The organism is Pinisolibacter aquiterrae, from assembly GCF_019160155.1.
In the GTDB taxonomy this organism is placed as follows: domain Bacteria; phylum Pseudomonadota; class Alphaproteobacteria; order Rhizobiales; family Ancalomicrobiaceae; genus Pinisolibacter; species Pinisolibacter aquiterrae.
In genome coordinates this window covers 26,596-39,798 of sequence record NZ_JAFNIH010000023.1, presented here as the reverse complement: position 1 = coordinate 39,798, position 13,203 = coordinate 26,596, and the positions used below count along the sequence as shown (strand labels likewise).

General features: G+C 70.0%; 12 protein-coding genes. 2 read left to right on the top strand and 10 right to left on the bottom strand.

Going from position 1 to position 13,203, the window contains the following annotated elements:
- Positions 1-2: 2 nt before the first annotated feature.
- The 6 genes from J3S89_RS07745 to J3S89_RS07720 all read right to left on the bottom strand — a co-directional run bounded on the left by J3S89_RS07745 (position 3) and on the right by J3S89_RS07720 (position 6,241).
- On the bottom strand, positions 3-860 hold the full coding sequence (locus J3S89_RS07745) for a branched-chain amino acid ABC transporter permease (protein WP_217926925.1): 858 nt from the start codon (positions 858-860) through the stop codon (positions 3-5).
- 88 nt (positions 861-948) lie between these two features.
- Positions 949-2,133: an ABC transporter substrate-binding protein gene (locus J3S89_RS07740; RefSeq protein WP_217926924.1), complete on the bottom strand. Its 1,185-nt coding sequence runs from the start codon at positions 2,131-2,133 to the stop codon at positions 949-951.
- 258 nt (positions 2,134-2,391) lie between these two features.
- A complete protein-coding gene (locus tag J3S89_RS07735; RefSeq protein ID WP_217926923.1) occupies positions 2,392-3,366 on the bottom strand; it encodes a PDR/VanB family oxidoreductase in 975 nt (324 codons plus the stop codon).
- 34 nt (positions 3,367-3,400) lie between these two features.
- A complete protein-coding gene (locus J3S89_RS07730) occupies positions 3,401-4,153 on the bottom strand; it encodes a GntR family transcriptional regulator (protein WP_217926922.1) in 753 nt (250 codons plus the stop codon).
- Between the two features lie 7 nt (positions 4,154-4,160).
- Complete coding sequence (locus tag J3S89_RS07725; RefSeq protein WP_217926921.1) at positions 4,161-5,222, bottom strand: aromatic ring-hydroxylating dioxygenase subunit alpha; 1,062 nt, start codon at positions 5,220-5,222, stop codon at positions 4,161-4,163.
- A 176-nt stretch (positions 5,223-5,398) separates the two neighbouring features.
- Entirely contained in the window at positions 5,399-6,241 is an 843-nt protein-coding gene (locus J3S89_RS07720; RefSeq protein ID WP_217926920.1) for a hypothetical protein, read from the bottom strand.
- A 268-nt stretch (positions 6,242-6,509) separates the two neighbouring features.
- Here J3S89_RS07720 and J3S89_RS07715 point away from each other — a divergent pair, with 268 nt between their 5' ends.
- Positions 6,510-7,886 (top strand): DHA2 family efflux MFS transporter permease subunit, encoded by a 1,377-nt coding sequence (locus tag J3S89_RS07715; RefSeq protein ID WP_217926919.1) that lies wholly within the window; start codon positions 6,510-6,512, stop codon positions 7,884-7,886.
- Positions 7,887-7,938: 52 nt separating this feature from the next.
- Here J3S89_RS07715 and hslU read toward each other — a convergent pair whose 3' ends face one another.
- From hslU to hrcA, 4 genes are all read right to left on the bottom strand, one after another.
- Positions 7,939-9,243 carry an ATP-dependent protease ATPase subunit HslU gene (gene hslU / locus J3S89_RS07710; protein WP_217926918.1) on the bottom strand — a complete coding sequence of 435 codons (1,305 nt, stop codon included), beginning with the start codon at positions 9,241-9,243 and terminating at the stop codon, positions 7,939-7,941.
- Positions 9,240-10,307 carry a hypothetical protein gene (locus tag J3S89_RS07705; RefSeq protein WP_217926917.1) on the bottom strand — a complete coding sequence of 356 codons (1,068 nt, stop codon included), beginning with the start codon at positions 10,305-10,307 and terminating at the stop codon, positions 9,240-9,242. Before J3S89_RS07705 ends, hslU begins: the two co-directional genes overlap by 4 nt.
- Positions 10,304-10,867 (bottom strand): ATP-dependent protease subunit HslV, encoded by a 564-nt coding sequence (hslV, locus tag J3S89_RS07700; protein WP_217926916.1) that lies wholly within the window; start codon positions 10,865-10,867, stop codon positions 10,304-10,306. The genes J3S89_RS07705 and hslV overlap by 4 nt, the downstream gene beginning before the upstream one ends.
- Before the next feature lie 123 nt (positions 10,868-10,990).
- A complete protein-coding gene (gene hrcA / locus J3S89_RS07695; protein ID WP_217926915.1) occupies positions 10,991-12,082 on the bottom strand; it encodes a heat-inducible transcriptional repressor HrcA in 1,092 nt (363 codons plus the stop codon).
- A 377-nt stretch (positions 12,083-12,459) separates the two neighbouring features.
- Between hrcA and rph the strand changes: the two genes are divergently transcribed.
- Positions 12,460-13,173 carry a ribonuclease PH gene (gene rph / locus J3S89_RS07690; RefSeq protein WP_217926914.1) on the top strand — a complete coding sequence of 238 codons (714 nt, stop codon included), beginning with the start codon at positions 12,460-12,462 and terminating at the stop codon, positions 13,171-13,173.
- The last annotated feature ends 30 nt before the right edge of the window (positions 13,174-13,203 follow it).

Genomic DNA, 13,203 nt, shown 5'->3' with positions numbered 1-13,203 from the left:
CCTCACCGGCCGGGACGGGCGAAGAGCCCGTTCGGACGCACGATCAGAACCGCGATCATCAAGGCGTAGATCACGAAGGAGCCGATCTCCGGCACGAAGTATTTGCCGCCGACGTCGGCGATGCCGAGCATCAGGGCGGCGAGGAACGGCCCGACGATCGACGAGGACCCGCCGACGGTGACGACGATCAGGAAGAAGATCATGTATTTGACCGGAAAGCCGGGATCGAGGCCGAGGATCTCCGCCCCCAGCGCCCCGCCGAGACCGGCGAGCCCGGAGCCGACCGCGAAGGTCAGCGCGAACACCGTCTGCACGTCGATGCCGAGCCCGCGCGCCACCCGCGCGTCGTCGACGGCGGCGCGCAGACGGCTGCCGAAGCGGGTCTCGGAGAGGACGAGTTGCAGGGCGACCGCCAGCACGCCGCAGACCACCGTCAGGAACAGCCGATAGCGCCCGATGCCGACGCCGAAGACGTCGAAGCGCCCCTTCAGTTCCTCGGGCAGGCGGATGTTCTGCGGGCTCGAGCCCATCGCCCAGGAGGCGGCGGCGATCGCCATGAAGACGAGGCCGATCGAGAACAGCACCTGATCGAGATGGGGCCGCCCGTAGAGCCGGACATAGAGCGTGCGCTCGAGGATCACCCCGACCACGGCGGCGATGAGGAAGGCGAGCGGCAGCGTCGCCAGGAACGGCACGCCGAAACGCTGCATCGCGATCACCGTGACGTAGCCGCCGAGCATGGCGAAGGCGCCGTGCGCCAGATTGACGAAGTTCATCAACCCCAGCGTCACCGAGAGGCCGACGGCGAGCACGAACAAGAGCATGCCCGTGGAGATGCCGTCGAAGAGAATGGTCAGCATTCCGGAGATCCCTTTCGAGGGGCGACGGCGCGGCCGTTCCCGCGCGGACGAACGCCGCGCGGGGAGATCGGATCGAAGTCGGAAGCGATCACTTCTTGGCCTTGGCGGCCTTGACCGGGTCCTTGACCGCCTCGAAGGCCGACTTTTCGACGTTGTAGAGATGACCGTCGACCTTCTCGACGGTCCGCACATAGACGTTCTGGACGATGTCGCGCGTCTCCGGGTCGATCGAGATCGGCCCGCGCGGGCTCGTCCAGGCCATGCCCTTCATGGCGTCGACCAGCTTGACGCCGTCGGTGTCGCCGTTGGTCTTCTTCAGCGCGGCATAGATCAGCGCCATGCCGTCGAAGCCGCCGACCGCCATGAAGTTCGGCCGCTGGCCGCCGTTGGCCTTCTCGAAGGCGGCGACGAAGGCCTTGTTCTCCGGCGAGGGATGGGCGGCGGAATAGTGGTGGGTCGAGGTGACGCCGAGCACCACGTCGCCCATCTGGTCGATGAGGTCGTCGTCGAGCACGTCGCCGGTGGCGATCAGCTTGATGCCCGACTTGTCGAGGCCGCGCTCGACGAACTGCTTGACGAAGAGCCCGCCGAAGCCCGACGGCACGAAGACGAAGACCGCGTCGGGCTTCTCGTCGGCGACGCGCTGGAGGAAGGGCGCGAAGTCAGGGTTCTTCAGGGGCACGCGCAGCTCGGCGGCGACGGTGCCGCCTTCCGCCGTGAACTTCTCCTTGAAGGCCTTCTCCGCGTCGATGCCCGGCGCGTAGTCGGTGACCAGCGTCACCACCTTCTTGGCGCCCGACTTGGCGGTGAATTCCGCCGCCGGCACGGTCACCTGCGGCAGCGTGAAGGAGGTGCGCACGATGAAGGGCGAGGCCTCGGTGATGATCGCGGTGCCGGCCGCCATGACGATCTCCGGCACCTTGGCCTGCGTGGCGATCGGGGCCGCGGCGAGCGCGAGCGGCGTCAGGCCGAAGCCGGCGAGGATCGCGACATGGTCGTTGACGACGAGTTCCTGGGCGAGACGCTTGGTCTGATCGGCGGCGCCGGTGTCGTCCTTGACGATCACCTCGACGGTCTTGCCGGCGACGGTCTTGCCGTTCATCGCCTGATAGAGCGCGACGGCGGCGCTCACTTGGCGGCCGGTCGAGGCGGAGGGGCCGGTCATCGGCAGGATCAGGCCGATCTTGATCGTGTCCGCCGCGAAGGCGGAGACGGGCAGGGCGCCGAGGAGCGCGACGGTGGCGAGACGCGCGAGCGCGTTGCGACGATTCATGTGATTTCCTCCCGATATGGCGGGATCCTCTCGAGGGGATCCGTTGAAGCCATCGACCGGCGGTTCGGGCCGCGCGGTTGACGGATTGAACCCGCAAGCGCCCCCCGGCATCAAGCCGGGCGGCGGCTCATTTGTACGCATTCTTGAAGTTTGTACGCATAACGAACGAGATGGGCGTGATCCGGGTCCAGATGGTCGGGATGGGGGTGGAAAGGCGCCCGGCGGAGCCGAATTTCGCGGGATTCCCGGATCTTCCCGTCAGATCGCGTCCGGCCGCCAGCGCGTGTCGAGGACGACCCGTCCGCCGGCGCCGACTCGCGACACGCAGGGGCACATCTTGGTGCCTTCGGCCTTCTGGTGCGCCGAGAAGAAGACGTCGTGATGCTCGATCGCGCCCTCGACCTCGAGCACGTCGAGCGCGCAGAGCCCGCATTCGCCGCGCCGGCAGTCGCTCATCAGGTCGAGCCCGGCGCCCTCGAGCGCGTCGAGCAGCGTCGTCCCGGCGGGCACCGTGATCTCGACCCCGTGGCGCGGCACCGCGACGCGGAATTCGGCCGCCCCCTCGCTGCCGCCGAAATTCTCGAAGCGCAGGTCGTGCATCGGCCGCCCCGCCGCGCTCCACGCCGCCTCGATCCCCTCGCGCAGCCGCTCCGGCCCGCAGAACCACACCCGTCCGTCGGCGGGAAGCCGCGCGATCTCGGCGGCGAGATCGATCCGCCGCCCCTCGTCGGAGGGGAAGGTCTCGTAAGTCCCGCCGAGCAGGGCCGTCAGCTCGTCGCCGAAGGCCATCGCCGCGCGCGACCGGCCGGCATGGAGGAAGCGGAACCGCCGCCCGCGCCGCGCCAGCGCCTCCGCATGGCCGATCAGCGCGGTGACGCCGATGCCGCCGGCGATGAGCAGCGCCTCGCGCTCGTCGAGAAGCGCGGGGAAGTCGTTGGACGGCCCCTCGAAGGTGATCCGGTCGCCGGCCGCGAGCCGCATCATCGCCGCCGAGCCGCCGCGACCCCGAGGCTCGTGCTTGACCGCGATCGCGAACCGGCCGGGCGTCGCCGGGATCAGCGAATAAGAGCGGGTGACGGGGCGGCCGTCGACCGTCACGACCACGTCGACATGGTCGCCCGCCTCCCGGCGGGCCTCGCCGTCGAGCGGTTCGAATTCGAAACGGCGGACGTCGGCGGCGACGTCGCGGACGTCGCGCAGGATCGCGTCGCGAAGCCGGGGGCTGCGGGTCATGGTGTCCTCCCTGGACCGTCTTTTCGTCGTTCGATCAGGCGCGCCGTTTGCCGGCGTCTCTTATGAAGGCGACGCCGGGCAGCCCGTCGAGCCGCTCGCGATCGGTGATCGCCGCCTGGAGATTGCGCCGGGCGAGCCGGGCGTGTTCGCGCATCAAGGCATCCGCCCGCCCGCCCTCGCGTTCCCGGATCGCCTCGACGACGGCGCGGTGGTGCGATTGCGCCTCGATCAGGATCGACCGCGCCCGCGGCAGCCGCGCCTGGACGCCGACGAAGGCGCTCGGACCGGCGAAGGGCAGGGCCTGGACGCGCTCGATCTCGCGCGCCAGCGTCGGATTGCCGGCGAGCCCGATCAATGCCGCGTGGAAGCGGGCGTTGAGGTCGACATAGGCCGCGAAGGCCTCCTCGCCCAGGGTCTCGGCGACCAGGAGATCGTCGATCGCCACCAGGAGCGCCTCGATCGCGCCGAGGTCGCGGGGGCTCGCCCCCCGTTCCGCCGCCCGCCGCGCCGCATGGCCCTCGAGCACCCCGCGCAGGTCGATCGCGTCGATCAGATCCTCCGTCGAGAAGGCCCGGACCAGATAGCCGCCGTTGGGGGCGGCCTCGATCACGCCCTCGCTGGCGAGCCGCACCAGCGCGGTTCTGAGCGGCGTGCGCGACACGCCGAAGCGCTCGGTCAGCGTCAGTTCCGACAGGCGCTCGCCGGCGCCGAGCGAGCCGTCGGCGATCGCCTCGCGTAAGGAGAGTTCGGCGCGCCGGGTCTGGGAGGTCTCGGTGGCGGAGGTCATGAGGGTCTCACTCCGCCGCCTTCAGGGTGACGGGCGCGCGCTCCCTCTCGATCATCCGATCGATCAGGCGCCGCGCCCACATCGATCCGGCGTCGATGTTGAGGTTGAAGAAGTGCTTGTCGGGCCGCGCGTCGATCGCCCGCTGCTGCGCCTCGAGCACCAGCTCGTCCTCGCCGAAGACGCGCGAGACGCCCTCGCGCAGATCCGTGGTGCGCTTCTGATTGCGCAGATCGTAGTTGCGCGCGAAGGCCCAGAAGTAATGGCAGGTGCCGTCGCTCTCCGGGGTGATCGTGTTGAGCACGTAGCCGTTGACGCCCTTGGAGCGATCCCCCTCCTTGGCGCCGGTTCCGGCCTCGGCCACGCCGACGTCGATGGCGATCGTCGCCGGCGCCTCGAAGCGGATGATCTGCCAGCGGTCGACCAGACCGGGCCGACCGTATTGCGCGGCCCAGAACGGCGGTGGGGTGATGCCCTCCATCCACCGGGTCACGGTGGCGGTGCGGTCGCCGTGGGTCACCTCGAACGGCGCCTCCGCCACCGCCCGATCGCCGATCGAGGAGGAATGGACGAAGGTCTCGTGGGTGAGATCCATCAGATTGTCGAGCACCAGCCGGTAGTCGCACTTCACGTGGATGACCTTGCCGTCGCCCGCCCAGTCCGGGTCGTCGTTCCAATGGAGATCGGGCACCAGGGCGGGATCGGCGCGGGCGGGATCGCCGGTCCAGATCCACACGAACCGATGCCGCTCGACGGTCGGATAGGTCCGCACGCAGGCGGAAGGGTTGATCGTGTCCTGCGAGGGCATGTGGGTGCAACGGCCGGAGGCGTCGAAGACGAGGCCGTGATAGCCGCAGGTCACCTCGTCGCCGTCGAGCCGGCCCATCGACAAGGGCAGCAGCCGGTGCCAACAGGCGTTCTCGAGCGTGCACACCCGGCCGTCGAGCCGGCGATACATGACGACGTCGTGGTCGCAGATCTTGCGGGCCGTCAGCTTGCGGCCGATTTCGTGATCCCAGGCGGCGGCGTACCAGGCCTCGCGCGGCCATTGCGATTTGCTGTCCTCGGTCATGGCGTTTCCTCGGGCTCTTCGGCTCTTCTATGTATACATACTGATCCGAGAGCCGCCCGTCGGACAAACGAAATCGTTTGAAATCGAACGAATGTTCGTAATACGAACGATGCTGGATACAGCGCCCCGATCGACGGCCCCGAGGCCCCGTCGCGCGGCCTCTCCGGGCGGGGCCGTCACAGCGTCTCGACGAAATCCAGCACCGCGCCGCCGGCGAAGCGGCCGAGGTGGAGCGTGCGCTCGACCGTGGTGGTCGCCCCGCCGTCGCCCTCGTTGCGCAGGCTCGCGCGGACGGCGACGCGGTGGACCGTGTCGATCGGCACCGCGTGACCGCCGCTCGGAGGCCAACGCAAGGGTTCGGCGAGGAACACCGCGCGCAGGCGCTGCCCGAGCGAGCGATCCCTGACGATCCCGGCGAGCGGGACCGCCGCGAGCATCTCCGGCGTCGGGTCCTTCACCGCCTCGACCAGGATCGCGACGTCGCCGACCGCGCGCGAGCGGACGACCCGCACCGAGATCCACGCCTTGTCCGCCGGGGGGTTCGCCACCGCCGCCGCGGGTTCGGCCGGAGGCCGCAGGCCGAGCATCTTGAAGAGCTGGTAGACCGTCACGCTGCCGCCCGACAGAACCAGCGCCGAAAGGCTGCGCGAGAGCGGCCCCGTCTCGCCGCTCGCGCCGAGCGAGACGAGGATCCGGTGGAAGACGTCGTAGTCGAAGGTCGTCACCACCGCCCAGCCGAAGCCGAACATCACCAGCGTCTTGACCGCGCGCCCGTTGAAGAACTCGAGATAGAGCCGCCAGTTGAAGAGCGTCGTCAGCGCCGACTCCATCACTGTCGCCACCACGAACAGCCCGACGAGCTCGCTCGCCAGCCGCGCCACCTCCGCCGGTGGGGTCGCGGGCGCCGCCGCCTCCGCCGCCTGGGCGGCGGCGCCGGCGAGAACCGCCGCCGCCGCCACGAACCCGCCGAGGCGGACCGCCGCCGGCCGTCTCCACCCCGTCGCCATCTCCCTCGTCATGGTCACCCTCCCTCACGACCACACCTCATGAGGGAGTATACGCCGTCACCTCACCTTCGGGTGTGAAATGCCGGGGCTGGGCGGCGCCGATCGCCGGGGCGAGCGAAGACGCGTCCCGCTCGCGACGACGTGTTCGCCACCGCCCCGCCCCGGTACTGGAATTTTCCTCCCGTTCGATGTCTTCTCGCCTCTCTCGTCCGGCGGTGCCCACCGGCGGCGCCCCTCGATCCCCCCGGAACCCCGAATGCCTCTCGGAACGTCTCGCTCCGTGCCGCTGATCGTCGCGGTCGGCCTGTTCATGGAACATCTCGATTCGACCATCATCGCCACGGCGCTGCCGCGCATGGCGGAGGATCTCGGCGTCGCGCCGGTTCGGCTCAATCTGGCGATCACCACCTATCTGGTGGCGATGGCGGTGTTCATCCCCGCCTCCGGCTGGATCGCCGACCGGCTCGGCGCCCGCCGCGTCTTCGTCGGCGCGATGGGCCTGTTCCTGACGGGATCGCTCACCTGCGGCGCCGCGCCCTCGATGGAGATCCTGATCCTCGGCCGCCTCGTCCAGGGTCTCGGCGGCGCGCTGATGACCCCGGTCGGACGCCTCGTCATGTTGCGCACCGTGCCGCGGGCCGAACTGGTGTCGGCGATGGCCTGGCTGACCATCCCGGCGCTGATCGGCCCGGTGGTCGGCCCACCGCTCGGCGGCATGCTGACCACCTGGGCGTCGTGGCGCTGGATCTTCTGGATCAATCTGCCGATCGGCCTGATCGGCATGGTCGCCGCGTTGGCGATGCTGCCGGAGGTGCGTGAGGATCGCCGGCCGCCCTTCGACGGCCTCGGTTTCGCCCTCTCCACCGTCGGCCTCACGGCGGCGGTCTTCGCCTTCGAGACGGTCGGCCGCGACATCGTTCCGCTGGCGGTCGACGCGCTGGTCGCGCTCCTCGGCCTCGTCACGCTCGCCCTCTACGTCCGCCACGCCCGCACCGCCGAGCATCCGCTGATCGACCTGAAACTCCTGCGCCGGCCGACCTTCGCGGCGGCGATCTGGGGCGGGTCGCTGTTTCGCATCGGTGTCGGCGCGCTGCCGTTCCTGTTGCCGTTGCAGCTCCAGCTCGGCTTCGGTCGCTCGGCGCTCCAGTCGGGCCTGACCACCTTCGTCGCGGCGATCGGCGCCATCGGCATGAAGGTGGCGGCCAAGCGCGTGCTGACCCGCTACGGCTTCCGCGCCACTCTGACCGCCGACGCGGTGATCGCCGGGGCCTTTCTGGCGGCGATCGGCTTCGTCACCGACACGACGCCCCTGGCGGTGGTGATGGGGATCCTGCTCGTCGGCGGCTTCTTCCGCAGCCTCGAGTTCACCGCGATCAACGTCGTCGCCTATTCCGACATCACCGCCGAGGAGACGAGCCGCGCCACCGCCTTCTCCTCGATGATGCAGCAATTGTCGCTGTCGGCCGGCGTGGCCCTCGGCGCGTTGACGCTCCACGTGCTGGAGGCGCGCTCGTCCGGTCCGCTCTCCTCGACCGACTTCTCGATCGCCCTGACCCTGGTCGGCTCGGTGTCGATGGCGGCGGCGCTCGTCTTCGCCCGCCTGCCGCGCGCCGCCGGCGCCGATCTTCTGAAGGCGGAGCCGCGCGCGACCGAATGACCGGGCGGGGCGACGGGTTCGCCGCCGCCCGCCGGTCACCGGACGAGGCCGCTCACAGGATGAAGCGGCTCAGATCGGCGTTCTTGGCGAGTTCGCCGACGTTCTCGCGGACATGGCTCGCGTCGATCACGATCGTCTCGCCGGAACGGTCCGGCGCGGTGAAGGAGATCTCGTCGAGGATCCGCTCCATCACCGTCTGCAGGCGCCGCGCGCCGATGTTCTCGACCGAGGAGTTGATGTCGACCGCGACCGAGGCGATCTCGGCGATCGCGTCCGCCGTCACCTCGAGCGTCACGCCCTCGGTCGCCATCAGCGCCACGTATTGCTTGATCAGGCTCGCCTCGGTCTCCGTCAGGATCCGTTCGAAGTCCTCCTTGACCAGCGGCTTCAGCTCGACCCGGATCGGCAGACGGCCCTGGAGTTCGGGCAGGAGATCGGCCGGGGTGGCCACGTGGAAGGCGCCGGAGGCGATGAAGAGGACGTGGTCGGTCTTCACCGGCCCGTATTTGGTCGAGACGGTGGTGCCCTCGATCAGCGGCAGGAGATCGCGCTGCACGCCCTCGCGGGAGACGTCGGCGCCGGCGCGGCCGTCGCGGGCGCAGATCTTGTCGATCTCGTCGAGGAAGACGATGCCGTTCTCCTCGACCGCGCGCACCGCCTCCGCCGTCACCTGATCCTGGTCGAGCAGCTTGTCGCTCTCCTCGGCCACCAGGGGCACGTGAGCGTCGGCGACCGTGACCCTGCGGCTCTTCTTGGCCCCGCCGAAGGCCTTGCCGAACATCTCGCCGAGGTTCATCACCCCGACCGAGCCGCCGGGCATGCCGGGAATGTCGAAGTTCGGCATCGACGGCGCCGACGACACCTCGATCTCGATCTCCTTGTCGTTCAACTCGCCGCGCCGCAGCTTCTGGCGGAAGCTGTCGCGGGTGGCGGGCGAGGCGGATTTGCCGACCAGCGCGTCGAGCACCCGCTCCTCCGCCGCCAGTTCCGCCTTGGCCTTCACCTCGGCGCGCTTCCTCGCCTTGACCAGCCCGATGCCGACCTCGACCAGATCGCGGACGATGCTGTCGACGTCGCGGCCGACGTAGCCGACCTCGGTGAACTTGGTCGCCTCGACCTTGAGGAAGGGCGCGTCGGCGAGTTTGGCCAGACGCCGCGAGATCTCGGTCTTGCCGACGCCGGTCGGGCCGATCATCAGGATGTTCTTGGGCAGCACCTCGTCGCGCAGGTGCCCGGTCAACTGCTGGCGGCGCCAGCGATTGCGCAGCGCGATCGCCACGGCGCGCTTGGCGTCCTTCTGGCCGACGATGTAGCGGTCGAGCTCGGAGACGATCTCGCGCGGGGAGAAGTTGGTCATGTGACGGAGCCCTCGAAGTGGCGCGGCGCCGGCACCAGGGCTCGCACGCGCGCGGGAACGAAACGAAGCACGACGGCGCGCATCGGCGCCCAGGCGATCGAGAGGAGCAGCACGACCGCGCCGACCAGACCGATCGTCGCCGAGGCGCTCGACGAGCCGACCCAGCCGGAGCGCTCCAGCAGCATCAGGATCGAACCGCCGAAATAGATCAGCGCCGAGACCAGCAGCGCGCGCCGGTCGACCACCAGCGCGACGACCGCCAGCAGGGCGAACATCGCCAGCACGAAGGTCGGCGCCTCGATGCGGCCGGTGCCGAGCCCGGCGCCGATCATCGCCGCCAGCGGATGGACGATCAGCGGCGCCGCCAGGATGTGGAGCCAGAAGGCGGTGTCGGTGCGCCGCGTGCGCCGCTGCCGGTCGGAGGCGTCCCAACGCATCGCGAAGGCGAAGACGACGAGCCCCGCCGCCAGCAACAGCAGATCGATGTTCGCCTCGAAGACGTCCGGCGAGGCCGCGATGATCAGCCCCAGCACGATCGCCACGCCGCCGCCGATCATCGCCGCCATGGCGATAGGCACGCCGAACCGCCGCCAATGGGCATAGGCGCCGACGAAGGCGGCCGCCCCCGAGGCGAGCGCGACGACGCGCGAATGGTCGGAGAGGAAGGAGGCGACGCTCATGCCGCAGGCGACGACGAAGAGGCCGACCAGCACGATGCTGGGAAAGGCCATCCGCCGCCGCAGCGCGAAGATCTCCGAGAGCGCCCAGGCGAGCACCGCCACCGCCGGCGCGACCGCCAGCGGCCGGGACTCCATGCCGAAGGCGACGATCGCCGAGGTCACCAGCGCGATGCCGAGCGTGACGAAGATGTCGTTGAACGAGGTGACGAAGCGCACGTCCTCCTCGTCGACGGTGGCCGAGGGCAGCGCGTGACGCTTGCGGGCGAAGGCCCTGAGCGCCTCGGCCTGGGTCGGCGTGACGACGCCGGCCGCGACCGCCGCGGCGAGATCGGACGGATCGAGCCCGATCGGGTCTCCGTCCCGGGCCGTTCCCGGATCGCTCATGCCCCGATCGCCTCCACGACGACGTTGGTGTTGGTGTAGACGCAGATCTCCGCCGCGATCGCCATCGACTTGCGGGCGATCGCCTCCGGATCGAGGTCCTGATCGATCAGCGCGCGGGCGGCGGCGAGCGCATAGGTGCCGCCCGAGCCGATCCCCGCGACCCCGCCCTCCGGCTCCAGCACGTCGCCGTTGCCGGTCAGCACCAGGGTCGTGGTCGCGTCGGCGACGATCATCATCGCCTCGAGGCGGCGCAGATAGCGATCGGTGCGCCAGTCCTTGGCGAGCTCGACGCAGGCGCGGGTGAGCTGCCCGGGAAATTGCTCGAGCTTCTTCTCGAGCCGTTCGAACAGCGTGAAGGCGTCGGCGGTGGCGCCGGCGAAACCGCCGATCACGTCGCCGCGCCCGAGCCGGCGCACCTTGCGGGCGGAATGTTTGATCACGGTGGCGCCGAGCGTCACCTGTCCGTCGCCGGCCACCACCACGCGCCCGCCCTTGCGGACGGCGAGAATGGTGGTGCCGTGCCAGCTTTCGGCACCGGATGCGGTCGGGGAGGAGGACATGGGCGAGGCTCCGAGCTTGGCCGTCCGGCCGGATTGTCGCTCACATGTAGGGAGCGTGGATCGCGATGCAAAGGTCGATCGTGGCGCGGCCGACGGTCGGGGCCGGCGCGCGACGACCCGCCGTCACCCGATCAGCCGGCTCACCAGCTTGGCCGTGTAGTCGACCATCGGCACGATGCGGCCGTAGTTGAGCCGGGTCGGGCCGATCACGCCGAGCACGCCGACGATGCGCGATTCCGCGTCCCGGTAGGGCGAGACCACCAGCGACGAGCCCGACAGCGAGAAGAGCTTCGCCTCCGAGCCGATGAAGATGCGCACGCCGTCGCCGGTCTCGGCGTCGCCGAGCAGTTCGATCAGGTCGCGGTTCTTCTCGAGATCGTCGAAGAGTGAGCGGATCCGCTCGAGATCCTCGGCCGCCTTCAGATCCTCGAGCAGATTGGCGCGGCCGCGCACGATCAGCTGCTGCGGCCGCCCCTCGGTCGCGCCGGCCCAGGTGGCGAGCCCGTCGTCGACCACCCGCGCGGTGAGACGGTCGAGCTCGGCTTGGCGGTCCAGTTGCAGCCGCTCCAGCTCCGCCCGCGCCTCGGTGAGAGTACGGCCGCGCAGGGTGCGGTTGATGTAGTTGGCCGCTTCGGTCAACGCCGAGGGCGGCAGATCGAGCGGCAGATCGATGATCCGGTTCTCGACCGATCCGTCCTCGCCGACCAGCACGACCAGCCCCTTGGTCGGCTCGAGCCGGACGAATTCGATGTGTTTGAGGCGCAGATCCGCCTTGTGGGCGAGGACCACGCCGGCGCCGCGCGTCAGGCCCGACAGCATCCGGCTCGCCTCGGTCAGCACCTCCTCCGGCTTGCGTCCGGCGGCGCGCACCTCCGCCTCGATGCGGCGGCGCTCGTCCTCGCCGAGATCGCCGATCTCGAGCAGTGCGTCGACGAAGAAGCGCAGGCCCGTCTCGGTCGGCAGCCGCCCGGCCGAGGTGTGGGGGGCGAAGATCAGCCCGGCCTGTTCGAGATCCGCCATGACGTTGCGGACCGAGGCCGGCGACAGCGCCATCGGCAGCACCCGCGACAGATTGCGCGACCCGACCGGCTCGCCGGTGTCGAGATAGCTCTCGACGATGCGCCGGAAGATCTCGCGCGAGCGCTCGTCGAGAGCCGCGAGACTGCCGGACCCGGGCGTGCCGAGGGTTCCGAAGAGGGGCGGGGGGAGGGCCATGGGATGCGACTTCAGCTCCGGGAGGGGACGGCCGATGGAAGCATGCGCGAGCGTCCGAGACAATCGCGCCGACGGTCGCGTGGTCGCCGGGTGCGTTCGCCGATGTCGATCCGCCGCGTCGGCCCCACCCACGGAACGGCTTCGTCCTGAGGTGCCCGCGCTCGCGCGGGCCTCGAAGGGCGAGCGGGGGACGACCTCGGTTCCACATCTCTTCGCGGTTCGAGGAGGCTCACGCGGCGCCTCACCATGAAGGGCTCCCGTGCCGAGGGCACCGTCTTCCTGCCCGCTTTCGCGCCGCACACGGCCGCTTCGGCCTTTACGCACCTCCCTCGAGGGGCTAGTCAGACCGATCCGAAGGTCCACGCGAAAGAATGTCCATGCGTCCGTCCAAACGCGCCGCCGACGAAATGCGCCCCGTCGCCCTCGAGCGCGGCGTCGCCAAGCACGCCGAGGGCTCGTGCCTCGTCAAATTCGGCGATACCCACGTGCTCTGCACCGCGAGCCTCGAGGAGAACGTCCCCGGCTGGCTGCGCGGCCAGCGTCGCGGATGGGTGACGGCCGAATACGGCATGCTGCCGCGCGCCACCCACGACCGCATGCGCCGGGAATCGACCGCCGGCAAGCCCTCCGGCCGCACCCAGGAGATCCAGCGCCTGATCGGCCGGTCGCTTCGCGCGGTGGTCGACCTCCAGGCCCTCGGCGAGCGCCAGATCACCGTCGACTGCGACGTGATCCAGGCCGACGGCGGCACCCGCACCGCCTCGATCACCGGCGCCTGGATCGCGCTGCACGACTGTCTCGCCTGGATGAAGGCGCGCGACATGCTCAAGGGCGAGGTCCTCAAGGACCACATCGCCGCCGTCTCCTGCGGCATCTGGAAGGGCATTCCGGTGCTCGACCTCGACTATGCCGAGGATTCCGTCGCCGAGACCGACGCCAATTTCGTCGTCACCGGATCGGGCGGCATCGTCGAGATCCAGGGCACGGCGGAGGGGCGCCCCTTCACCGAGGAACAGTTGGCCGAACTGCTCCGCCTCGCCAAGGGCGGCATCGCCGGTCTGGTCGAGTTGCAGAAGCTGGTGGTGACCTGATCGCCGATCGGGTCGCCCATGAGGGAGGAA

Bases quoted from the DNA above. Each gene is read 5' to 3' on its own strand.
- J3S89_RS07730 (WP_217926922.1), bottom strand. From the start codon at position 4,153: ATGACCTCCGCCACCGAGACCTCCCAGACCCGGCGCGCCGAACTCTCC.
- hrcA (WP_217926915.1), bottom strand. From the start codon at position 12,082: ATGGCCCTCCCCCCGCCCCTCTTCGGAACCCTCGGCACGCCCGGGTCC.
- rph (WP_217926914.1), top strand. From the start codon at position 12,460: ATGCGTCCGTCCAAACGCGCCGCCGACGAAATGCGCCCCGTCGCCCTC.
- J3S89_RS07745 (WP_217926925.1), bottom strand. From the start codon at position 860: ATGCTGACCATTCTCTTCGACGGCATCTCCACGGGCATGCTCTTGTTC.
- J3S89_RS07705 (WP_217926917.1), bottom strand. From the start codon at position 10,307: ATGAGCGATCCGGGAACGGCCCGGGACGGAGACCCGATCGGGCTCGAT.
- J3S89_RS07725 (WP_217926921.1), bottom strand. From the start codon at position 5,222: ATGACCGAGGACAGCAAATCGCAATGGCCGCGCGAGGCCTGGTACGCC.
- J3S89_RS07735 (WP_217926923.1), bottom strand. From the start codon at position 3,366: ATGACCCGCAGCCCCCGGCTTCGCGACGCGATCCTGCGCGACGTCCGC.
- J3S89_RS07720 (WP_217926920.1), bottom strand. From the start codon at position 6,241: ATGACGAGGGAGATGGCGACGGGGTGGAGACGGCCGGCGGCGGTCCGC.
- hslU (WP_217926918.1), bottom strand. From the start codon at position 9,243: ATGACCAACTTCTCCCCGCGCGAGATCGTCTCCGAGCTCGACCGCTAC.
- hslV (WP_217926916.1), bottom strand. From the start codon at position 10,867: ATGTCCTCCTCCCCGACCGCATCCGGTGCCGAAAGCTGGCACGGCACC.
- J3S89_RS07740 (WP_217926924.1), bottom strand. From the start codon at position 2,133: ATGAATCGTCGCAACGCGCTCGCGCGTCTCGCCACCGTCGCGCTCCTC.